This window comes from Streptomyces sp. NPDC057854, assembly GCF_042797055.1.
Taxonomy (GTDB): Bacteria; Actinomycetota; Actinomycetes; order Streptomycetales; family Streptomycetaceae; genus Streptomyces.
Map to the genome: position 1 here is coordinate 143,011 of NZ_JBHVMF010000008.1, position 21,516 is coordinate 164,526.

General features: G+C 73.4%; 22 protein-coding genes. 14 read left to right on the top strand and 8 right to left on the bottom strand.

Annotated features, from left to right (window positions below; genetic code table 11):
- Positions 1-3 precede the first annotated feature (3 nt).
- From aroA to ACFVQZ_RS14130, 4 genes are read left to right on the top strand one after another with little or no spacing between them, the layout of a single operon-like run.
- Complete coding sequence (aroA, locus tag ACFVQZ_RS14115) at positions 4-1,305, top strand: 3-phosphoshikimate 1-carboxyvinyltransferase (RefSeq protein WP_383622006.1); 1,302 nt, start codon at positions 4-6, stop codon at positions 1,303-1,305.
- Complete coding sequence (gene gpmI / locus ACFVQZ_RS14120; protein ID WP_383622009.1) at positions 1,302-2,834, top strand: 2,3-bisphosphoglycerate-independent phosphoglycerate mutase; 1,533 nt, start codon at positions 1,302-1,304, stop codon at positions 2,832-2,834. The genes aroA and gpmI overlap by 4 nt, the downstream gene beginning before the upstream one ends.
- Positions 2,831-3,184: a hypothetical protein gene (locus ACFVQZ_RS14125; protein ID WP_383622012.1), complete on the top strand. Its 354-nt coding sequence runs from the start codon at positions 2,831-2,833 to the stop codon at positions 3,182-3,184. The genes gpmI and ACFVQZ_RS14125 overlap by 4 nt, the downstream gene beginning before the upstream one ends.
- Entirely contained in the window at positions 3,181-3,888 is a 708-nt protein-coding gene (locus ACFVQZ_RS14130) for a hypothetical protein (RefSeq protein ID WP_383622015.1), read from the top strand. Before ACFVQZ_RS14125 ends, ACFVQZ_RS14130 begins: the two co-directional genes overlap by 4 nt.
- A 24-nt stretch (positions 3,889-3,912) precedes the next feature.
- Here ACFVQZ_RS14130 and ACFVQZ_RS14135 read toward each other — a convergent pair whose 3' ends face one another.
- Positions 3,913-4,302, bottom strand: a complete 390-nt coding sequence (locus tag ACFVQZ_RS14135) for an ArsR/SmtB family transcription factor (protein WP_383622018.1) — start codon at positions 4,300-4,302, stop codon at positions 3,913-3,915.
- A gap of 141 nt (positions 4,303-4,443) precedes the next feature.
- Here ACFVQZ_RS14135 and ACFVQZ_RS14140 point away from each other — a divergent pair, with 141 nt between their 5' ends.
- Genes ACFVQZ_RS14140 through ACFVQZ_RS14150 form a run of 3 tightly spaced genes read left to right on the top strand, consistent with a single transcriptional unit; the run spans position 4,444 to position 7,898 of the window.
- Entirely contained in the window at positions 4,444-5,361 is a 918-nt protein-coding gene (locus ACFVQZ_RS14140; RefSeq protein ID WP_081959328.1) for a phosphate ABC transporter substrate-binding protein, read from the top strand.
- Between the two features lie 3 nt (positions 5,362-5,364).
- Positions 5,365-7,197, top strand: a complete 1,833-nt coding sequence (pstC, locus tag ACFVQZ_RS14145) for a phosphate ABC transporter permease subunit PstC (RefSeq protein WP_383622022.1) — start codon at positions 5,365-5,367, stop codon at positions 7,195-7,197.
- Entirely contained in the window at positions 7,185-7,898 is a 714-nt protein-coding gene (locus tag ACFVQZ_RS14150) for an ATP-binding cassette domain-containing protein (RefSeq protein ID WP_308436596.1), read from the top strand. The genes pstC and ACFVQZ_RS14150 overlap by 13 nt, the downstream gene beginning before the upstream one ends.
- 56 nt (positions 7,899-7,954) lie before the next feature.
- Here the strand turns inward: ACFVQZ_RS14150 and trxB are convergent, their stop codons facing one another.
- Both trxB and ACFVQZ_RS14160 read right to left on the bottom strand, forming a co-directional pair.
- Positions 7,955-8,956, bottom strand: coding sequence for a thioredoxin-disulfide reductase (trxB, locus tag ACFVQZ_RS14155; protein WP_383622028.1), 1,002 nt, complete (start codon positions 8,954-8,956; stop codon positions 7,955-7,957).
- A 7-nt stretch (positions 8,957-8,963) separates the two neighbouring features.
- Positions 8,964-9,395, bottom strand: a complete 432-nt coding sequence (locus tag ACFVQZ_RS14160) for an arsenate reductase ArsC (protein WP_383622031.1) — start codon at positions 9,393-9,395, stop codon at positions 8,964-8,966.
- Positions 9,396-9,469: 74 nt separating this feature from the next.
- Here ACFVQZ_RS14160 and ACFVQZ_RS14165 point away from each other — a divergent pair, with 74 nt between their 5' ends.
- From ACFVQZ_RS14165 to ACFVQZ_RS14175, 3 genes are all read left to right on the top strand, one after another.
- Positions 9,470-9,778 (top strand): ArsR/SmtB family transcription factor, encoded by a 309-nt coding sequence (locus ACFVQZ_RS14165; protein ID WP_383622034.1) that lies wholly within the window; start codon positions 9,470-9,472, stop codon positions 9,776-9,778.
- Entirely contained in the window at positions 9,775-10,860 is a 1,086-nt protein-coding gene (gene arsB / locus ACFVQZ_RS14170) for an ACR3 family arsenite efflux transporter (protein WP_383622037.1), read from the top strand. The genes ACFVQZ_RS14165 and arsB overlap by 4 nt, the downstream gene beginning before the upstream one ends.
- Before the next feature lie 84 nt (positions 10,861-10,944).
- Complete coding sequence (locus ACFVQZ_RS14175; RefSeq protein WP_383622040.1) at positions 10,945-12,006, top strand: ArsO family NAD(P)H-dependent flavin-containing monooxygenase; 1,062 nt, start codon at positions 10,945-10,947, stop codon at positions 12,004-12,006.
- Here ACFVQZ_RS14175 and ACFVQZ_RS14180 read toward each other — a convergent pair.
- Entirely contained in the window at positions 11,987-13,099 is a 1,113-nt protein-coding gene (locus tag ACFVQZ_RS14180) for an ABC transporter substrate-binding protein (RefSeq protein ID WP_383622043.1), read from the bottom strand. The genes ACFVQZ_RS14175 and ACFVQZ_RS14180 overlap by 20 nt on opposite strands.
- A gap of 118 nt (positions 13,100-13,217) precedes the next feature.
- Positions 13,218-13,592: a winged helix-turn-helix domain-containing protein gene (locus ACFVQZ_RS14185; RefSeq protein ID WP_030494000.1), complete on the bottom strand. Its 375-nt coding sequence runs from the start codon at positions 13,590-13,592 to the stop codon at positions 13,218-13,220.
- A 94-nt stretch (positions 13,593-13,686) separates the two neighbouring features.
- Here ACFVQZ_RS14185 and ACFVQZ_RS14190 point away from each other — a divergent pair, with 94 nt between their 5' ends.
- Positions 13,687-15,732 carry a heavy metal translocating P-type ATPase gene (locus ACFVQZ_RS14190; RefSeq protein ID WP_383622047.1) on the top strand — a complete coding sequence of 682 codons (2,046 nt, stop codon included), beginning with the start codon at positions 13,687-13,689 and terminating at the stop codon, positions 15,730-15,732.
- 204 nt (positions 15,733-15,936) lie between these two features.
- On the opposite strand, the gene ACFVQZ_RS14195 is transcribed toward ACFVQZ_RS14190, so the two are convergent.
- On the bottom strand, positions 15,937-16,269 hold the full coding sequence (locus ACFVQZ_RS14195) for a helix-turn-helix domain-containing protein (RefSeq protein WP_030493998.1): 333 nt from the start codon (positions 16,267-16,269) through the stop codon (positions 15,937-15,939).
- Between the two features lie 167 nt (positions 16,270-16,436).
- On the opposite strand from ACFVQZ_RS14195, the gene ACFVQZ_RS14200 reads away from it, so the two are divergent.
- From ACFVQZ_RS14200 to pucL, 3 genes are all read left to right on the top strand, one after another.
- Complete coding sequence (locus ACFVQZ_RS14200; RefSeq protein ID WP_030493997.1) at positions 16,437-18,023, top strand: MFS transporter; 1,587 nt, start codon at positions 16,437-16,439, stop codon at positions 18,021-18,023.
- Positions 18,024-18,112: 89 nt separating this feature from the next.
- Complete coding sequence (locus ACFVQZ_RS14205) at positions 18,113-19,285, top strand: winged helix DNA-binding domain-containing protein (protein ID WP_383622051.1); 1,173 nt, start codon at positions 18,113-18,115, stop codon at positions 19,283-19,285.
- Between the two features lie 202 nt (positions 19,286-19,487).
- On the top strand, positions 19,488-20,408 hold the full coding sequence (gene pucL, locus ACFVQZ_RS14210; protein ID WP_383622054.1) for a factor-independent urate hydroxylase: 921 nt from the start codon (positions 19,488-19,490) through the stop codon (positions 20,406-20,408).
- A 29-nt stretch (positions 20,409-20,437) separates the two neighbouring features.
- On the opposite strand, the gene crcB (ACFVQZ_RS14215) is transcribed toward pucL, so the two are convergent.
- A complete protein-coding gene (gene crcB / locus ACFVQZ_RS14215) occupies positions 20,438-20,791 on the bottom strand; it encodes a fluoride efflux transporter CrcB (protein WP_383622057.1) in 354 nt (117 codons plus the stop codon).
- Positions 20,788-21,204 (bottom strand): fluoride efflux transporter CrcB, encoded by a 417-nt coding sequence (crcB, locus tag ACFVQZ_RS14220; RefSeq protein ID WP_030493993.1) that lies wholly within the window; start codon positions 21,202-21,204, stop codon positions 20,788-20,790. Before crcB (ACFVQZ_RS14220) ends, crcB (ACFVQZ_RS14215) begins: the two co-directional genes overlap by 4 nt.
- Between the last annotated feature and the right edge of the window lie 312 nt (positions 21,205-21,516).

Sequence of the window (21,516 nt, forward strand, 5' to 3'; positions counted from 1 at the left end):
CCCATGAGCGGCATCAACGACCCCCGTCTCAAGGCCGAAGAGCTCACCGTCGAGCCGCTGGCCGCCATCGACCACGACGTGAAGGTCCTCGGTTCGAAGAGCTACACCAACCGGCAGATCGCCGTCGCCGCCCTGTCCGGCAAGGAAGGCGTGATCGACGGCGCGCTCATCTCCGACGACACCGTCTTCTTCACCAAGGCCGTCGAGTCCTTCGGGCACGTCAGCGCCGAGATCGACCACGAGGCCGCGCGCATCTCGTTCACCCCCACGGGCAAGCCGATGACGGCCCCGCAGGAGGAGATCTTCGTCGGCGGCGCGGGCACCCCGCTGCGCTTCCTCATCTCCATGGCGGGCCTCGCCGAGGGCACCACCACCATCACCGGCAACGCCCGGATGCAGGAGCGCCCGTTCGGCGACCTGCTCGCGGCCCTCCCGGGCCTCGGCGTCGAGGCGGTCGCCGTGCGCGGCAACGACTCCCCGCCGATCCGCGTCACCGGCGGCAACTTCGTCGGCGGGAAGACGAAGATCTCCGGCGCCGTCTCCAGCCAGTACACCTCCTCGCTCCTCATCAGCTCGGTGCTGGCGAAGCAGGACACGGAGATCGAGATCGTCGACGAGCTGGTCTCCAAGCCGTACGTCGAGATGACCCTGGCGACCCTCGCCGAGCACGGCATCACCGTCGAGCGCGACGGCTACCGCTGGTTCAAGGTGCCCGCCGGCCAGTCCTTCAAGGGCGGCCACGCGATCGTCGAGCCGGACGCCTCGGGCCTGTCGTACTTCATCGCCGCCGCCGCGATCCTCGGCGGCCGGGTCACCATCCCCGGCATCGGCTCCACCTCCCACCAGGGTGACGTCGGCCTGGTCGAGGTCCTCGGCCGGATGGGCGCGCACACCGAGGTCACCGAGAACTCGGTCACCGTCAAGGGCGGGCAGCTGCGAGGCATCGAGGTCGACATGGACGCCATGCCCGACGTCGTCCCCTCACTCGCCGCCGTCGCCGCCTTCGCCGAGGGCCCGACCCACATCACCAACATCGCCAGCCTGCGGGTGAAGGAGTGCGACCGCATCGCGGCCGTCACCACCGAGCTGCGCAAGATGGGTGTCAAGGTCGACGAGTACGACGACGCCATGACCGTCCACGGCGGCCCCTCGCACGGCGCGGTCATCGACACCTACGACGACCACCGCATCGCCATGACCTTCGCGATCATGGGCCTGCGCACCCCCGGCGTCGTCATCAAGGACCCCGGCTGCGTCGCCAAGTCCTTCCCCGCCTTCTGGCAGACCCTGGACACCCTGCGATGACCGAGTCCCCCGACACCCGTCCCGGCATCCTGCTCGTCCTCGACGGCTGGGGCCACACCGAGCCGGGCCCCGGCAACGCCCTCGCGGTCGCGGACACCCCCGTCCTGGACGGCATCCGAGCCAAGTACCCCGCCACCCTCGTGGAGGCGTCCGGCGAGCACGTCGGCCTGCTGCCCGGCACGGTCGGCAACTCCGAGATCGGCCACATGGTCATCGGCGCCGGACGCCCGCTGGACTACGACAGCGTGCTCGTCCAGCGACAGATCGACTCCGGCGGTCTGCGCGACAACCCGCGCCTGACCGAGGCGCTCGACGCGCTCGCGGCCGGCGGCGGCGCCCTGCACCTGATCGGGCTGGCCTCCGACGGGCAGATCCACGCCCACGTCGACCACCTGCACGAGTTGCTCTCGATCGCCGCCGCCCGCGGCGTCGAGCGGGTCTGGGTGCACGCGATCACCGACGGCCGGGACGTCGCCGACCGCACGGCCGGCCACTACCTCGGCCGGGTCGAGGAGTTCTTCGCGACGACCGGTGTCGGCCGCCTGGCCACGGTCTCCGGACGCGGCTACGCCCTCGACAAGAGCGGCGACCTGGAGCTGACCGCGAAGGTCACCCAGGCGGTGGCGGACGGCCGCGGAGCCCTGGCCCGCGACCACGGCCAGGTCCTGGCGGGCGCCGGCGACGGCGACGTGTGGGTCACCCCGACCGTCCTCACCGACCCCGATGGCGAACCGCTGGCAACTGTGCGGGACGGGGACGCGATCCTGTTCGCCAACTTCCGCAGCGACCGCATCCAGCAGCTCGCCGACGACCTGGTGAAGCACCTGGCCGAGAGCGACGTACGGATCCTCTCCCTCACCCAGTACGACACCGAGGCGGACATCCCCGCCCTGGTCGGCCGCGCCGACGCCTCCGGCGGCCTCGCGGACCAACTGGAGGCCCACGGCCTGCGGTCCGTACGGATCGCGGAGCAGGAGAAGTTCGAGCACGTCACCTACTACCTGAACGGGCGGGACGAGCGGCGCCGTGAGGTCGAGGAGCACGTCCGGATCACGTCGGACGAGGCGCCCGAGTACACCGCGCGGCCCGAGATGAACCTCGACCGGGTCGCCGACGCGGTGATCGCGGCCGCCGGCCGGACCGACGTCGCCCTCGTGGCGGCCAACCTCGCCAACATCGACGTCGTCGGCCACACCGGCGACCACGACGCCACCGTGAAGGCCGCCGAGTACACCGACGGGCAGGTCGACCGGATCCTGACCGCCGCCGCGGCCACCGGCCGCTGGGTGGTCCTGGTCGGCGACCACGGGAACGCCGAACGGATGTCCAAGCCCGGCCCGGACGGAACCCCGCTCCCGTACGGCGGCCACACCACCAACCCGGTCCCCGCGGTCGTCGTCCCGGCGCCCGGGCAGCTCCTGCCCGACGCCCTCCGTGACGGCGGCAGCCTCGCCGACATCGCGCCCACCGTGCTCGCCCTGCTCGGCCGTCCGAGCGGTCCCGCCATGACCGGAAGGAGCCTGCTGTGACCCTCGCGCCCCCGCTCGCCCAGAGCGCAACGCCCGGCGGCACCCGCTTCGCCGGCGCCTACGCCGACGGCGCCGTCCGCCACGAGCCGGACGCGGGCCCCGCGCTGGCCGCCGAGGTGCTCGTCAGCGCCGACGGCTCGGCCCACGTGCTGACCGTCACCAACCTCACCTCCGAGGCCCAGGAGCTGCTTCCCGAGCCGCTGCTGCCGCCCGGCGACGGACCGCTGCTGTTCCTCGGTGGTGCGTCCACCACCGCCGAGCGCGACGGACTGCTCGTCGCCCGCCTCGCCCCCCACGGGTTCGTCCGCCTCGGACGCGCCCTCGACACCGACCAGGAGCACACCTCATGACCACCGTCACCGGACCGCGCCCGCGCGTGGCGCTGATCGGGGACCACGGCAAGTCCCCCGCGCACGCCAGGCTCGACAACTTCCGCGCCGAGCTGGAGGTGGACACCGTGTGGGTGCCCACCGAGACGATCACCGGCCCGGAGTCGTTCGACGGCTTCGACGGCCTGTGGGTCGTGCCCGGCTCCCCGTACGAGAACAAGGACGGCGTCCTCGCCGCCGTCCGACACGCCCGCGAGAACGGCGTCCCGTACCTGGGCACCTGCGGCGGCTTCCAGCACGCGCTGATCGAGTACGCCCGCAGCGTCGCCGGTCTCACCGACGCCGACGACGTCCAGTACGACCCGGAGGCGGCCACCCCGCTGATCGTGCCGCTCACCTGCTGCCTCGCCGGCGAGCAGGCGCCCCTGCTGCTGACCGTCGGCAGCCGGCTGGCGGCGGTCTACGACGGCGCCGAGCGCTCGACGGAGACGTACCACTGCAAGTACGGCCTGAACGCGGAGTTCGTCGAGCTGCTCACCGGTGCGGGCGTGCTGTTCAGCGGCTGGGACGAGGAAGGCGCCCCGCGGGCCGCCGAGGTGCCGGGCCACCCGTTCTTCATCGGCACCCTGTTCCAGCCCGAGCTGGTTTCGGGGCCGGGCCGGATCCACCGGCTGATCACGGCCTTCACGGCCGAGGTGAGCGCCCGGGCGGCCGTCGCCGTCTGAGGCGGTGCGCCCGGCCGGGGCGGCTCACGCCTCCGCCGGGCCCTCGCCCCAGATCAGCGCGTCGAGTACGGCCCGGTGCTCGGGCCGGATCGCGTACCAAGCCCACGTGCCCCGCTTCCTGCGGCTCACGAGGCCGGTGTCCACCAGGATCTTCATGTGGTAACTGACGGTCGGCTGAGCGAGATCCAGCAGCGGCGTCATGTCGCACACGCACGCCTCGCCGTCCGGAGCGGCCAGCAGCACGCTGAGGATCTGCAACCGGGTCGGGTCGGCGATGCCCTTCACGTTCCGGGCCAGCGCCTCAGCCCGCTCCCGGGGCAGCGGTTCCACGTCGAGAGGCGGCCCGCAGGTCGGATCCTCGTCGACGAAGGGCAGCAACCCCGAGCGATGGTCGGTCGCTTGTTCTGCTGACATGACGATCACCCTATGTCCGCCCGGCCGGTCGGCTGAGTCACATCGAGCGAGTTCACTCACTGTTCGCCTGTCATTCAGCGAGTGTCCGAACAGCTCCCGCACGTCTCCTTCTTCCTTCCCCACCACCGCAAAGGCACCGCCATGTCTGTCACCTCCACCACGTTCCGAAGCACCGTGCCGGCCTTCGCCTCGCGCCGGATGCGGCAGGGAGCCGCCGCATCCGCCGGCCTCGTCCTCGCCGCCGTCCTCACCGGCTGCGCCGGTGCCGCGAAGGCCGACACGGGGGCCTTGCAGGCCAGCGGATCCACCACGGTCGCCCCGGTGGCCTCCGACGCCGCCGAGGCGCTCAAGTCCAAGGGCCTGAACATCACCGTCGCCACCCAGGGCGGCTCCGCCGGCGGCATCTCCCAGCTCGGCACCGGCCAGATCGAGATCGCGCTGAGCTCCAAGCCGCTCTCCGACAAGGACAGCAAGGCGTACCCGGACGCCGACTTCGTGACCACGCAGATCGGCGCGGACGCGGTCGGCGTCATCATCACCAAGGAGGTCGCCGACGGCGGGGTCAAGAGCCTCTCCAAGGCACAGGTGCAGGGCCTGTTCGAAGGGAAGATCACCAACTGGAAGGAGGTCGGCGGCCCCGACCTGCAGGTCTTCGTGTACGACAAGGAGCCCGGCCGCGGCACCCGCGAGGTCCTCGACAAGTTCGTCTACGGCAAGGGCGAGCCGCCTGCCCCGCCGCAGTCCGCGAACTACGCCGTCGTCGGCGGCAACACCGAGACCCGCAACAAGCTGAAGTCCACCCGCGGTTCCATCGCCCCGCTGTCGACCGGCTTCATCGACGGCCACCCCGACCTGGTCGCCGTGCCGCTGGACGGCATCGCCCCCAGCCTGGAGAACGTGGCCTCCGGGAAGTACCCGATGACCCGCCCGCTGTACATGATCACCAACGGTCAGCCCAAGGGCGCCGCCAAGCAGTACATCGACTACATCCTCTCCGCCGAGGGCCAGAAGCTGCTCCCGAAGCACGGGTACCTGACCCGTCAGCAGATGGGGCTCTGACCGATGAGCCTCACTCTGGAGCGCCCCGCCAAGGCGCCCGGAACCACCGCGACGCGGCCGCCCGAAAAGGGCGGCCGCCCCGGCCGGGCGAGATGGGTCTGGGGCTGGGCCTACAGCGGCGTCCTGTCCGTCGTCCTCGCCCTCGTGGTCCTGATCGGTTACCTGGCCGACGGCATCACGAGCGGCACGGTCGACTGGGGAGCCCTCCTCACGGACTCCGTCTGGAGCCCGGGGAACCTGGCCTTCGGCGGCCTGGCCATGATCTACGGATCGGCGGTCGTCTGCGTCCTGGCGCTCGTGCTCGCCGTACCCGTCGGCTGGGCGGCGGCCGTCGCCCTGTCCGAGTACCTGCCGCCCCGCCTCGCGAAGCCGCTGCGCCTGAGCATCGAACTCCTCGCGGCCGTTCCCTCCATCGTCTACGGCCTCATCGGCATCATGGTGATCCGGCCGTTCGTCGCCGGACTGGGGAACGTGCCGGGCGGCGACAGCATCCTCGCCGCCGGCATCGTCCTCGCCGTGATGATCATGCCGACGATCGTGGCGGTCAGCGTGGACGCCCTCGCCGCAGTACCCGGCCGCTACCGGGAGGCCGCGTACTCCCTCGGCCTCACCCGCCGGGAGGTCGTCCGCTCCGCCGTCCTGCCCCAGGCCCGTTCGGGCATGCGCGCCGGCGTCCTCCTTGGCCTGGCCCGGGCGCTCGGCGAGGCCATCGCGGTCTTCATGGTCATCGGCCGCGCCGACGGGCGCCTCCCGGAGTCGTTCGGCGACTTCTTCTCCTCGCTCGTCCGCCCCGGCCAGACGCTCACCACCAAGCTCGCCGGCCCCGAACCCATGCTCGCCGGCACCTCGGGCCCGTACTTCGCCGCCCTCTGCGGACTCGGCATCATCCTGCTGGCCCTCGTCGCCGCCGCCACCGTGTGGGGCACCCGCGGCACCTCGGCCCGGGTCCGGCGCGGACCGCGCGTCCGGCGGACCTCCGCATGGATGCGCGGCCCCAAGGACCGGCTGACCACGGCCGTCCGCTACGGCGCCCTGCTGCTGCCGACCGCCCTCCTGCTCGGCATGCTCGGCATCCTGCTGGCCCGCGGCGGCGCGGCCCTCAACCCGGCCTTCTGGTTCACCCCGTCCGCCGGCGCCGCCGACGGAGGCATCCGCGACCAGATCGTCGGCACACTCCTGCTGCTCGCGACCACGGCGCTGATCGCGCTGCCCCTCGGCTACGGAGCGGGCATCGTGATCGGCACCCGCGCCTCCGCCAAGACCTCCCGGATCCTGGAGACGCTGACCGTGGCGGTCGGCGGAACACCCACCATCCTGCTCGGCCTCGCCGGATACGTCCTCCTGTGCACGACCATGGGCTGGGGCCGTTCCTGGCTGGCCGGCGCCGTGGTCCTGGTGCCAGTCGTGGTCCCGGTCGTCGCCCTCACCACCGCCGGCCGCGTGCGCGGCATGCCGGGCGAACTCACCGAGAGCGCGCTCGCACTGGGTCTGACTCGCTCGCAGTACATCCGCTCCGTGGTCATCCCCTACACCTGGCCGGCCACGCTCACCGGCCTACTGCTCGGCCTGGCCCGCGCGGCAGGCGAGACGGCGCCCCTGATCTTCACGGCCACCGTGTTCTTCGGGGCCCCCGCCCTCCCGACCGGCATCGTCAACGCACCGGTCCAGGCCCTGCCCACGCACATCTTCACCCTGTCGCAGGACTCCGGCGCCCCCGAGGCCATCGCCCAGGCGTGGGGCAGCGCCCTCGTCCTGGTCCTGATCACCGCCGGACTGCTCACCCTGGCCGTCTTCCTGCGCAACCGATTCGAAGGAGCACGACGTTGGACAACGTGAAGACGGGGAACGCGCACCCGCAGAACGTGATCGCCGTCCGCGATCTGCGCGTCCTCGACGGAAAGAAGACCCTGGTCGGCCCGGTCACCTTCGAGCTGCCCGCCGGCTCCACCACCGGCCTGTGCGGCCCGTCGGGCGCCGGAAAGTCCACGGTGCTGCGCGCCCTGGTCGACCTCCTCCCGCACGGCCTGCGCCGCGACGGCGAGGTGGACGTGCAGGGACGCACGATCTGCTGCGGCAAGGGGGACGCGTCGCTGCGGAGCACCGTCGTCCTGGTGCCGCAGACGCCGGTGGTCTTCGGCGGAAGCATCATGGACAACGCCCTGTTCGGCCTGCGCCACCTGGTCCGCGCCTCCCGTACGGAGATGCGGGACCGGATGGAGAAGGCGCTGCGGGAGTCGGGTCTGTGGAACGAGGTCCGCGACCGGCTGGACACCCCGGCGCAGTCGCTCTCCAACGGCCAGCGCCAGCGCCTCTGCCTCGCCCGGGCCCTCGCTCTGGAGCCGGCGGCGCTCCTGCTCGACGAGCCGACCAGCGCCCTGGACGAGCGCAGCCGGGACACGGTCGAGGAGTCGGTCGCCGCCCTGCGCGGCAACCGTACGGTCCTGCTGGTCTCGCACGACCCCGGCCAGGTGGAGCGGCTGTGCGACCGCACGGTGCGACTGGAGCTGCCCGAGACGGCTTCGCTCGTACCGGCATGATGAACCGGGCACGGTCCGTCGTGGAGAAAGCACGATGGCCCGGGCCCGGCGTCTGTTCAGCCCGCGGCGACGAGTTCGGTCCCGTCGACCGGTTCGGCGTCCCGGAGAGCGGCAAGGTACCGCTCGGCATCCAGGGCGGCGGAGCAGCCGGAGCCGGCGGCGGTGATCGCCTGGCGGTAGGTGTGGTCGACGACGTCGCCGGCGCCGAAGACGCCCGGCAGGCTCGTACGGGTCGACGGGGCCTCGGTCTTCAGGTAGCCCTCGTCGTCGAGGTCGAGCTGGTCGGCGAAGAGCTCGGTGCGCGGGTCGTGGCCGATGGCGATGAACAGGCCGGTCGCGTCCAGCTCACGGGTCTCGCCCGTGAGGACGTCGCGCAGGACGACGCCGGACAGCATGCCGTTCGTCTCCTTGATCTCGGCGACCTCGCTGTCGAAGGCGAAGGAGATCTTGTCGTCCGCGAAGGCCCGGTTCTGCATGGCCTTGGAGGCGCGCAAGGTCGAGCGGCGGTGGACAACGGTGACCGAGCGGGCGAAGCGGGTGAGGAAGGTGGCCTCCTCCATGGCGGTGTCGCCGCCGCCGACCACGACGATGTCGCGGTCGCGGAAGAAGAAGCCGTCACAGGTGGCGCACCAGGAGACACCGCGTCCGGACAGCTCGTCCTCCTTGGGAAGGCCGAGCTTGCGGTAGCCAGAGCCGGTGGCGACGATCACGGCCTTGGCGCGGTGGACGGTGCCGGCGGAGTCGGTGAGGAGCTTGATGTCACCGGTCAGGTCGACGGAGACGATGTCGTCATCGATCATCTCGGCGCCGAACCGCTCGGCCTGGGCCCGCATGTTGTCCATGAGGTCCGGGCCGTTGATACCGGTGGGGAAGCCGGGGAAGTTCTCGACCTCGGTGGTCGTGGTGAGGGAGCCGCCGACGAATATGGAGCTGCCGAAGAGAAGAGGCTTCAGCTGGGCGCGGGCGGTGTAGAGCGCGGCGGTGTAGCCGGCGGGGCCGGAGCCGATGATGATGACCTCGCGGACGTCGTTCTCGGCGCCGGTCGTGGTGGTCGTCATGGTGAGGTCAGTTCTCCTGCTTCTCGGCGTTCTTGGAGTCGATCTCTGCGATGAGGCCCTCGATGAGCCCCTTGATCTCGTCCCGGATGGGACGGACGGCCTCGACCCCCTGGCCGGCCGGGTCCTCCAGGACCCAGTCGAGGTAGGTCTTGCCGGGGAAGTAGGGGCAGGCGTCGCCGCAGCCCATGGTGATGATGTAGTCCGACGCCTGCGCGGCCTCGACGGTGAGGACCTTCGGCTTCTGGTCGGAGATGTCGATGCCGAGCTCGGCCATGGCGGCGACGGCGGCCGGGTTGACCTGGTCACCGGGGAGGGAGCCGGCGGACCGGACCTCCACCCGGTCGCCCGCGAGGTGCCGGAGAAATCCGGCGGCCATCTGGGAGCGGCCGGCGTTGTGGACGCAGACGAACAGCACGGACGCGAGCGGGGACTCGGACATCGGTTCTTCCTTCACAGCAGGCAGCTATCAGCCCGGGCTGGCATCAGCCCTCAATGATGTGAGAGTATCAGCCCATGCTGACGTCAGTCGACACTGAGCTGATGCGGGTCCTGGCCGACCCGCTCAGGTTCCAGATCGTGACCCTGCTGGCCCGCGAGACCCTGTGCACCACGCACCTGGTGGAGGAGACGGGAGCAAGACAGACCAACCTCTCCAACCACCTCAGGGTCCTGCGCGAGGCGGGGGTCGTAGAGACCGAGCCCTGCGGCCGGTTCACGTACTACCGACTGAAGCCCGAGGTCCTCGACACGCTCGCCGGCGGGTTCGCCGGCCTCGCCGCCACCGCCCGCGCCAACGCCGACTCCAAGAGGTCCTGCCCGTGACCCCCGCCGCCCCTGCCACCACCGCCGAGGAGACCTCGGTCGTCGCGAAGCTGTCGACGCTCGACCGCTTCCTCGCCGTCTGGATCCTCCTCGCCATGGTCCTCGGCCTCGGTCTGGGGCGCCTGATCCCCGGCCTGAACGACGCCCTGGCGAAGGTCGAGATCGGCGGCATCTCCCTGCCCATCGCCGTCGGCCTGCTGATCATGATGTACCCGGTCCTCGCCAAGGTCCGCTACGACAAGCTCGACGCCGTCACCGGCGACAAGAAGCTCATGGTCTCGTCACTGGTCGTCAACTGGGTCCTCGGACCGGCGGTGATGTTCGCGCTCGCCTGGATCTTCCTGCCGGACCTGCCCGAGTACCGCACCGGCCTGATCATCGTCGGCCTCGCCCGCTGCATCGCCATGGTCATCATCTGGAACGACCTCGCCTGCGGCGACCGCGAGGCCGCCGCCGTCCTCGTCGCCCTGAACAGCGTCTTCCAGGTCCTGGCCTTCGGCCTGCTGGGCTGGTTCTACCTCGACCTCCTCCCCGACTGGCTCGGCCTGGGCGACGGCGAGGCGCTGGACATCTCGATGTGGAAGATCGCGCTGAACGTCGTCATCTTCCTCGGCGTCCCGCTCCTCGCCGGCTTCCTCACCCGCCGCATCGGCGAGAAGAAACTGGGCCGGGAGTCCTACGAGCAGAAGTTCCTGCCGAAGATCGGCCCCTGGGCCCTCTACGGCCTGCTCTTCACGATCGTCATCCTCTTCGCCCTCCAGGGAAAGACGATCACCTCGCAGCCCCTCGACGTCGCACGCATCGCGCTCCCCCTCCTCGTCTACTTCGCGATCATGTGGTTCGGCACCTTCGCGCTCGGCAAGGCGATCGGCCTGCGCTACGACCGCACCGCCACCCTCGCCTTCACCGCCGCCGGCAACAACTTCGAGCTCGCCATCGCCGTCGCCATCGCCACCTTCGGCGTCACCAGCGGCCAGGCCCTCTCCGGCGTCGTCGGCCCGCTGATCGAGGTCCCCGTCCTCGTCGCCCTGGTCTACGTGTCGCTGGCCTGGCGCAGGAAGTTCGCCCCCGCCCAACAGTAGGCATAGTCCCGCCGTCACCACCGAGGTGCCCCGTCCCGCCGCCACGCGGGCCGGGGCACCGCCGTCGAGAAGGGAAACCCGGGCATGACCCAGCACCAGGCCGTCGACGTGGTCGTCATCGGCGGAGGCCAGGCGGGCCTCGCCGCCGGCTACCACCTGCGCCGGGCCGGCCTGGACTTCGTCGTCCTGGACGCTGGGGCCGCCGCGGGCGGCGCCTGGCAGCACACCTGGGACTCCCTCCACCTCTTCTCCCCCGCCGCGTACTCCTCCCTCCCCGGCCGCCTCATGCCGCCGCAGCCGGGCGAGACGTACCCGGACGCCGCCCACGTCGTCGACTACCTCACCGACTACGAGCAGCGCTACGACCTCCCAGTCCACCGGCCCGTACGCGTCTCGGGGGTCCACCGCGACGGCGACCGCCTCCGCGTCGCGACCGACTCCGGTACGTGGCGGGCCCGCGCGGTGATCAGCGCCACCGGCACCTGGTCCCGCCCCTTCGTCCCGGCCGTCCCCGGCCGCACCGAGTTCCGGGGCGCCCAGCTCCACTCCGCGGAGTACCGGCGGGCGTCCGACTTCGCCGGCCGGAAGGTGATCGTCGTCGGCGGCGGCAACTCCGGCGCCCAGATCGCCGCCGACCTCGCGTACGGCTCCGAGCTGACCTGGGCCACCCTCCGCGCACCCCGCTACCTCGCCGACGACATCGACGGCCGCGCCCTCTTCCACCATGCCACCGCCCGCCGCAAGGCCCTCGACGAGGGCCGCGCCGACACCGGCGGCGTCGCCTCCCTCGGCGACATCGTGGCCGTCCCGCCGGTCCGCGCGGCCCGCGACGCGGGGCTCCTCGCGGCCCGGCCGATGTTCACCCGCGTCACGGCCACCGGGGTCGTCTGGCCCGACGGCACCACGACCGGCGCCGACGCGATCGTCTGGTGCACCGGCTTCCGCCCCGCCCTCTCCCACCTGGCCCCGCTCGCCCTGCGCGGCCCCGGGGGCCGCGTCCCCCTCAGCGGCACCCGGGCGGTCGGCGAGCCCCGGCTGCACCTCCTCGGCTACGGCGACTGGACCGGCCCCGCCTCCGCCACGCTCATCGGCACCGGCCGCCCCGCCCGGGAAGCGGCCCGGGAACTCACCGCACTGCTGCGCTGACCAGCTCCGGGTGGAGGGTGCGGAAGCGTCCGGGGGCGGCGGGGTCGCGGTCGGTGATCTGGACGGGGGGCCAGGTCCACTGGCGGACGGGGGTGCCGGCGGGGCGGGTGAGGCGGATGGGGCCGCGGGTGCCGGACACGGTCACGTCGGGCCAGCCGCCGGCGAGGGCCGCGGGATCGGCGCCGTGGGCGCGGAGGGCCGCGGTGAGCACGGCGATCGTGTCGTACCCCTCGAAGGCGACGAAGGACGGGGTGGTGCCGAGGCGGGCGCGGAGGGCGGACTCCACGCGCGCGCCGAGCGGGGTGGGGCGGACGGGAAGGTAGCGGAGGAACGGGACCGCCGCGCCGTCCGCGCCGAGCAGGGCCTCCCAGGCCGGGAACTCCGGCTGGCCGGCGGGGGCGCCGAGCAGGAGGCCGTCCAGGCGGGGGTCCCGGCGGACCGCCCGGACGAGCGGGACGGCCGGGTCGGGGAAGCCGGTCAGGAGGAGCAGGGCCGTCACCTCGGTTGAGCGGGCGGCCAGTTCGTCGCAGAGGGCTTCGGGCGGCAGGGCGCGCGCGTCGAGTGCGGTGACCGTGCCGCCCCGGGGGGCCAGGCGGTCGCGGAGGATGCGGGTGCCGGCGGCCCAGTAGAGGCTCGGTTCGGCGGCGACCGCCACGCGGGTGTGGCCGGCGGCGAGCAGGAAGTCGGCGTAGACGCGCCAGCCGTGGGACTGCGCCGGGGCGAGCCGCGCGACCCGGTCCGTCGGCCGCTCGGTGAGGGCGTCGAGGACCGCCGAGGAGCAGAGGAACGGCAGGCCGAGGGCGTCCGCCCGGTCGGCCGCCGCGCGGGCCGCGACGCTGTGGTACTCGCCGGCCAGCGCCGTCACGCCGAGCCCGGCCAGCTCGTCCACCGCCGTCTCGGCGCGGTGCGGGTCGGCGGCGGTGTCCCTGACCACGAGTTCCAGCGGCCGTCCGCCGATTCCGCCGGAGGCGTTCACCTCCCCGGCGGCCAGTTCGAGGCCCGCCAGCAGATGCCGGCCGGCGTCGGTCCAGCCGGGGCGGGTGAGCGGGGCGAGGGCGCCGATCCGGACGGGGGGTGGGGGCGTCGGGCACATGGACGGGCGTCTCCCGCGGGGTGGTTCGTACGGTTCCACCCCATTCTTCGTACGGGAGCGGGCGGCCGGCCCGCGGCGCGCCGCGTCAGGTGGCGGAGGGCTCCGCGGTGGCGTCGCGTCAGGTGGCGGAGGGCTCCGCGGTGGCGTCGCGGACGCCCAGGCGGAGGTGCTCCACGTGGTAGAGCGCCTGGTCGAGGAGCTCGGCGACGTGGTTGTCGTACAGGGCGTAGACGATCGAGCGGCCGTGGCGCTCGCCGGTGACCAGGCCGAGGTTGCGCAGCAGGCGCAGCTGGTGGGAGCAGGCGGAGGGCTCCATGCCGACGGCGTCGGCGAGGTCGCCGACCGAGCAGGGGCCTTCCTGGAGCCTGGCGAGGATGTACAGGCGGGAGGGGGTGGCGAGGGCCTGGAGGGTGGCGGCGACGTCGGCGGTGCCGACGGCGTCGAGCCGTTCGCGGGGGGTCGCGCCGGTGGCGGTGTCGATTCCGTGGCCCATGCGCCCATCATACGGATGACACATGAATAGGTGTTCAAGTGTTCCGATATGGTGTGGGGGTCGATGCCACCTGCCCGCGAAGGGGCGCTTTGTCATGTCTTCCTCCCTGGACCAGCCGTCCTCGCTGGACGAGCCTTCTTTCCTGGAGCAGCGCGACGGGCCCGGCGAAGGCGGCCGGCGCGCGGCGGACGCGCCGCGCCGGGACCCCCGCCCGGCCGGCCGCACCCGCGCCCTCGCGCTTCCCGAGGTGCGCTGGGCGCTGGCCTCGCTCGGGCTGTTCCTGCTCGCCCTCGTCCCCTACCTGGGCGGCGGCCCCGGCTGGCTCTGGGGCGCGCTCTTCGCCGCCGCCTACGCCACCGGCGGCTGGGAGCCCGGCTGGGAGGGGCTGAAGGCGCTGCGGGAGCGGACCCTCGACGTGGACCTGCTGATGGTCGTCGCCGCGCTGGGCGCCGCCGCGATCGGGCAGGTCCTCGACGGCGCGCTGCTCATCGTCATCTTCGCCACCTCCGGCGCCCTGGAGGCGCTGGCCACCGCCCGTACCGCGGACTCGGTGCGCGGGCTGCTCGACCTCGCGCCCGCCACCGCGACCCGGCTGCTGCCCGACGGCTCCGAGGAGACCGTGGACGCGGAACTCCTCGCGGTCGGCGACACCGTCCTCGTCCGGCCCGGCGAGCGGATCGGCGCGGACGGGCGGGTCACCGGCGGGGCGAGCGAGGTCGACCAGGCCACGATCACCGGCGAACCGCTGCCGGTGGTCAAGGAGACCGGCGACGAGGTGTTCGCCGGCACCGTCAACGGCACCGGCGCCCTGCGCGTACGGGTCGGGCGCGACGCCTCGGACTCGGTGATCGCCCGGATCGTGCGGATGGTCGAGGAGGCGTCCCGGACGAAGGCGCCGACGCAGCTGTTCATCGAGAAGATCGAGCAGCGGTACTCGGTGGGCATGGTCCTCGCGACCCTCGCCGTCTTCGGCGTGCCGCTCGCCTTCGGCGACGACCTGACCTCCGCCCTGCTCCGGGCGATGACCTTCATGATCGTCGCGTCGCCGTGCGCGGTGGTCCTCTCCACGATGCCGCCGCTGCTCTCCGCCATCGCCAACGCCGGCCGGCACGGCGTCCTCGCCAAGTCCGCCGTCGTCATGGAGCGCCTGGGGCAGGTCGACGCGGTGGCGCTGGACAAGACCGGCACCCTCACCGAGGGCACGCCCCGCGTCACCGACGTCCGTCCGCTGCCGGGCGGCGGCCTGGACGCGGACGCGCTGCTGCGGCTCGCGGCCTCGGCCGAGCACGCCAGCGAGCACCCGCTGGCCCGGGCCGTCGTCGGCGCGGCACGGGAGCGCGGTCTCGCGCTCGCCGCCGCCGAGGACTTCACGGCCGCGCCGGGGCGGGGCGTCACCGCGACCGTCGAGGGCCGGCGGATCGAGGCCGGCTCGCCCGCGCGGCTGCTGTCCGGCGACGCCGGAGACCCCGGGGACCCCGACGGGCCCGCGCGCGTGGTGCGGGAGCTGGAGGAGGCGGGGCGGACGGCGGTGGCGGTGCTGTGCGACGGGCGGCCCGTCGGGGTCCTCGGCGTCGCCGACCGGCTCCGCCCGGACGCCGCCGCGACGGTCGCCGCGCTCACCCGGCTGACCGGGCGCGCCCCCGCGCTGCTGACCGGCGACAACGAGCGGGCGGCGCGGCTCGTGGCCGAACGGGTCGGCATCACCGACGTGCGCGCCGGTCTGCTGCCGGAGGAGAAGGTGGCGGCCGTGCGGGCCTGGGAGGCGGAGGGGCGGCGGGTGCTGGTCGCCGGCGACGGCGTCAACGACGCGCCGGCGCTGGCCGCCGCGCACATGGGGGTCGCGATGGGCCGGGCCGGTTCGGACCTCGCGCTGGAGACGGCCGACGCGGTCGTCGTACGCGACGAACTGGCCGCCGTGCCCGCGGTCGTGGCGCTCTCCCGCACCGCGCACCGGCTGGTCGTGCAGAACCTGGTGATCGCGGGCGCGTTCATCGCCGTACTGGTCGCCTGGGACCTGATCGGCACGCTACCGCTGCCGCTCGGCGTGGCCGGCCACGAGGGCTCCACGGTCCTCGTGGGCCTCAACGGCCTCCGCCTCCTCCGCGCCTCCGCCTGGCCTCGCACCACGACGGACGCCTGACGGCGCCACCGCGCACGGACCCCCGACCGCGCCACCACCCAGGGCGCCCGCCTCCCACGGAGGCGGGCGCCCTTCGCGTACGCGCGCGCGTGCGCCGCGACGCGCCCGCCCCTGTCGGGGTCGAGCGCCACCTCGCGTACGCGCGCGTGCGCCGCCGCCCCGGTACCCGGTACGGGCCAGGCCCGCCCCGGGGCCCGTTCAGCTTCAGCGGCCGGGCGTGCGGCCCGACGGGTTGTCCGCCAGCAGGTCGAGGAGGCCGGGGAACCGGGCCTCCAGGTCCTCCCTGCGGAGGTGCGCCTTGCGGCTGTTGCCGCGGTTGACCTGCTGCACCAGGCCGGACTCGCGCAGGATCCGGAAGTGGTGGCTGAGCGTGGACTTGGACACCGGGAAGCCGAAGGACAGGCAGGTCCGCTCGGTGCCGTCCGGGAGCGTGAGGAAGGTCTGGATCACCTCGTACCGGAGGGGGTCGGAGAGCGCGTTCAGGACCGTGAGCAGGTCCATCTCGCTCCGGCTCGGGTGGCCTTCCTCGTCGGGCATCGCGTCGGCTCCTTCGCTCGTCCACCGCCGGCGGGCGGAAGCGTCTCGTCCGGAGGCTCCCGCCCTTGTCAGGTTTCGCTTGCATCGTACCTCCGCCTCTGCCAACCTAGGTTCGAAGAATTCCGAACCTTGCTCAACGCTGCTGGAACTACAGGAGTTTGCCCCCCATGGCACAGACCGAGTCCGTCCCCGCCGGGGGCGAGACCGCCTCCCCCGCGCCGGGCCAGGCCGCCCCCCAGCGGCAGACGCTGATCCTCACCGCGGTCCTCCTGGCGATCTTCGTCGTCCCCACCTCGATCTCCGGCACCGGCGTGGCCCTGCCGTACATCGGCGCCGACACCGACGCGAGCCTGGTCCCGCTGCAGTGGGTGGTCAACGCCTTCAACGTGGCCTTCGCCTGCCTGACGCTCGCCTGGGGCTCGATCGCCGACATCATCGGCCGCGTCCGCGCCTTCACCATCGGCGCCGCGATCTACGCCGCCGCCTCCCTGGTCAGCGTCTTCGCCGGGAACGTCTACGTCCTCGACGCCGCCCGCGCGCTCGCCGGCATCGGCGGCGCCGCGATCTTCGCCTGCGGCGCGGCCCTGCTCTCCACCGTCTTCGAAGGCCCCGCACGGGGCAGGGCGTTCGCCCTCTTCGGCACCGTCGCCGGACTCGGCGTCTCCTTCGGCCCGTCCCTCTCCGGCCTGCTCATCGAGACCGCCGGCTGGCGCTGGGTCTTCGCCCTCCACGCCGTCGTCCTCGCCCTCGTCCTGCTCACCGTCCCCGCGATGAGCAAGGGCGTCACCGAGACCCGCAACCCGGACGCCCGCGTCGACGTCCCCGGCACCGCGCTCTTCGTCGTCGCGATGCTGCTCCTCACCACCGGCATCGCCCAGGGCTCGCAGTGGGGCTGGGCCGGCCCCGGCGTGCTCGGCCTCTTCGCCGGCACCGTCGTGGCGCTGATCGTCTTCGCCGCCGTGGAGAAGCGCCACCCGCACCCCATGCTCGACCTGGGCGCCGTCGCCAACCGCCGCTTCCTCGCCCTGTGCCTGGTGCCGGTGGCCGGCTCGTTCGCCTTCGTCACCATGCTGACGTACCTGCCGAGCTACCTCACCGCCGCCGGCGGCCACTCCAGCGGCTCGGCCGGCCTGATCATGGTGCTGCTGACCTTCCCGATGCTGGTCTTCCCGCTGATCGCCGCCAAGCTGGTCGCCAAGGGCGTCTCCGCGATGACCATCATCTTCGTCAGCCTGGTCTGCCTGGTCGTCGGCGTCGCCGGACTCTCGCTCTTCTCCCCGGACGTCGACATCGCGCTGGTCGCCCTGCCGATGCTCATCACCGGCGCCGGATACGCGCTGGCCGCCGGTCTCGTCGACGGCGAGGCGCTGAGCCTGATCGCCCCCGAGCGGGCCGGCATGGCCGCGGGCTTCCTCAACACCCTGCGCCTCGGCAGCGAGGCCATCGCCGTCGCCGTCTACGGCTCGCTGCTCGCCACCCTCCTCACCGGCCGCACCAGCGACGGCATCGCCGCCTTCCCGGGCGCCGGCGACGCCGCCACGGTGGCCGGCACCGCGGCCGGCGGCAACATCACCGGCCCGGCCGAGGCCGTCGCCGCCTCGCAGCGCGAGGGCTTCGTCGCCTTCCTCGTCGACGCCTACGACAGCTCGTTCCACACCGTGCTGTGGGTGCTCGCCGCGACCTGCCTGGTGCTGCTCGCGGTCATCGCCCTCCTGCTGCGGGGCGGCAAGTCCGCCGCCCCGGCCGCGAACTGACCCCACCGCGGTCCCCCACCCGGCACCGGGAACCGGCCACCGCGCCCGTGGCCGGTGCGTTGTCAGTGGTGCCCGCCACAATCGGGGGCATGACCACAGCCGCGCAGCACGCGCTCTCCGCCCGCGCCCTCAACAGGGCGACGCTCGCCCGGCAGTCGCTGCTGGCGCGGGAGCCGGTCGGGGTCGAGGAGGCGGTGCGGCGGGCGGTGGCGCTCCAGGCGCAGCAGCCGGGGTCGCCGTACGTGGCGCTGTGGAACCGGGTGGCGGACTTCGACCCGGCCGCACTCGACGCGGCCGTCGAGGGGTTCCGGCTGGTCCGCTCGACGCTGATGCGGATCACCCTGCACCTCGTGCACGCCGGCGACTACCGCCCGTTCCGGGAGGCGGTGGAGCCGACGCTGCGCGGCAGCCGGCTGCGCGACCGGCGGTTCACGGACACCGGCATCACCCTGGAGGACGCCGACGCCCTGCTGCCCGGACTGCTCCGCCACGCCGCCCGGCCGCGCACCGGCGCCGAACTGCGCGCGTTCGCCGAGGAGTCGTGGGGCGGCGGCGGCCTCACCCCGGCGGCCGGCCGGCTGCTGCGGCAGTACGCGCCGCTGTGGCACGTGCCGAGCGGCCCGCCGTGGCAGTTCACCGCCTCGCCCGGGTTCGTCGCGGCCGGACCGGACCCGGTGCGCACCGACCCGGAGACGGCCGCCCGCGGCCTGGAGACCCTGGCCCGCCGCTATCTGGCCGGCTTCGGGCCCGCGACGGCGGCGGACCTGGCCCGGTTCGGCCTGGTGCAGCGCGGCCGGGCGCGGGCGGCGCTCGACGCGCTGGTCCTGGCGGGCGCGGCCGAACTCCTGGCCGGTCCGGACGGCGCGGTGCTGTACGACCTGCCCGACGCGGCCCGCCCGGCCGGCGACACGGCCGCGCCGCCGCGCCTGATGGCGATGTGGGACAGCACGCTGCTGGCGTACGAGGACCGGAGCCGGATCGTGCCGGCGGCGTACCGGGCGCACGTGATACGGGTCAACGGCGACGTGCTACCGACGCTGCTGGTCGACGGGTACGTCGCCGGGGTGTGGCGGCCGGTCGGCGGCGGGATCGAGGCCACCGCGTTCCATCCGCTGACGGGCGCCGTCTGGGACGGGCTCGCGGCCGAGGCGGCGTCGCTGGGACGGCTGCTGGCCGCCCGCGATCCGCGCGTGTACGGGCGGTACGACCACTGGTGGGCGAAGGGCCTGCCGGCGGCGCAGACGCGGGTGCTGCCCTGCTGACCTCGCGCGCTCCCCCATTGCCAGCCACCGGTACGGGCTCTATCTTCGAGCCACACCTACGGACCGGGATGCTCGTCAGTCCCGGGGCGGTCCGCCGTTCACGGGCCGGACGGCGGGGAGCGCACCACCGCGGGACGCGGGCGCGCTGGACGCCGGGCGTACGGGATACCCGTATCCGCGTACCCGCAGGAGCTGAGCTGCAATGAGCAAGCACGTTCTGGCCCAGAACCAGTACGGCAAGGCCGAGAACCGCATCGTCAGGATCGCCCGCAGGGGCGGCGAGGACGGCGCCTGGCACGAGATCCGCGACCTGAACGTGTCGGTGGCGCTGCGCGGCGAGTACCGCGACGTGCACCTGACCGGTGACAACGCCAACTGCCTGCCCACCGACACCACCAAGAACACGGTCTACGCCTTCGCCAAGGAGCACGGCGTCGACTCCCCCGAGGCGTTCGGGATCCTGCTCGCGAAGCACTTCGTGACCTCGCAGGAGGTGATCCGCGAGGCGCAGATCCGCGTCGAGGAGTTCGCCTGGGAGCGGATCCCGGTGCCGACCCGCAAGGAGCAGCACTCCTTCGTCCGCAAGGGCCAGGAGGTCCGCACCGCGCAGATCACGTACAGCGAGACCACCGGCCTCCAGGTGCTGTCCGGGCTCAGGGACCTGACGGTGATGAACTCGACCAACTCCGAGTTCCACGGCTTCATCAAGGACGAGTACACGACGCTCCAGGAGGCGTACGACCGCATCCTGGCCACCAAGGTCACCGCCCGCTGGGCGCACTCGGCCACCGCGGCGGCGGACCCGGAGCACGACTGGGACCGCTCGTACCAGAAGGCCCGCCGGCACCTGCTGGAGGCGTTCGCGGAGACGTACAGCTACTCGCTCCAGCAGACCCTGCACGCGATGGCCTGCCGGGTCCTCGACCACGTGCCGTCGGTCAACGAGGTGCGGCTGAACCTGCCGAACAAGCACCACTTCCTGGTGGACCTGGAGCCGTTCGGCCTGAAGAACGAGAACGAGGTGTACTTCGCGGCGGACCGCATGTACGGCCTCATCGAGGGCACCGTGCACCGCGACGGCGTCCAGCCGGTGATCGCCACCTCGGACTGGATCACCGCCTGATCCCCGCCTGATCCCGTCTGGTCCCCGCCCTAGAGCAGCCGGGCCGCCTCGGTTCCGAGCCAGACGGCTCCGAGCCCGGCGGCCAGGCTGCCGGCCGCGTTCAGCACCGCGTACCGCCGCGCCCCGCTCTCGTACAGCTTCAGCGTCTCGTACGAGAAGGTCGAGTACGTGGTGAGGGCGCCGCACAGGCCGGTGCCGAGCAGCAGCTGGGCCCGCGCCGACGCGACGCCGGTGAGCAGGCCGAGCGCGAACGAGCCGGCGACGTTGACGGCGAACGTCCCCCACGGGAAGGCGGTGCCGTGGCGGAGCCGCACGGCCCGGTCGGTGAGGTAGCGCAGCGGCGCTCCCACTGCGGCGCCGAGCGCCACGAGCAGCCAGTTCACTCCGCCGGTCCCCTCCGCGTCCCCAGCGCCCGGCCGGCGGCGACGCCCGCGACGACGGCGGCGAGCGCGGCGAGCAGGGTGCCGCCCAGGTAGAGGACGGCCTCGGCGGCGCGGTCCGCGCCGAGGAGCCGCCGGGTGTCGAGCGCGTACGCCGAGAAGGTGGTGAAGCCGCCGCAGAACCCGGTGCCGAGGAAGGGCCGCAGCAGCGGGTGCGGCGCGGCGGGCGCCTCGGTGGCGAGGACCATGAGGAGCCCGAGCAGGGCGCAGCCGGCCGTGTTGACGGCGAGCGTCGTCCAGGGGAAGGCGCCGGGCGCGGCAGGCCACAGGAGGGTGGCGGCGTAGCGGGCGGACGCGCCGAGCACTCCGCCGGCCGCGACCGCGGCGACCACCGGTGCCTCGTCCCGCATTCCCATCCCCCCAGGTTAGGGGCTGGTCGCGGCGGCGCGCGGCACGGTGCGAGGCGCCACGGGCGGTCCCGGCCTGGGGCATTAACCGGGGGCCCGTGTCGCCTCGCTCTGCGATGGTCCGGCGACGCTGAGCGACGGGTCAAAGCCGGTCCCGCGAGTCTGTCAGTTCCCCCGGGGGCGCGGCCGGGAGCTGTCCGGAACCGGTCGCCCGGGGGTGGCGTACCGGCCAGAAGCGGTCCGGCCCGGGGGTGGTGGCCGGACCACCGGCGGCCGGTCGGGAGGGGTGCGCCGACACCCCCGGGAGCCGTCCGGGGCGGG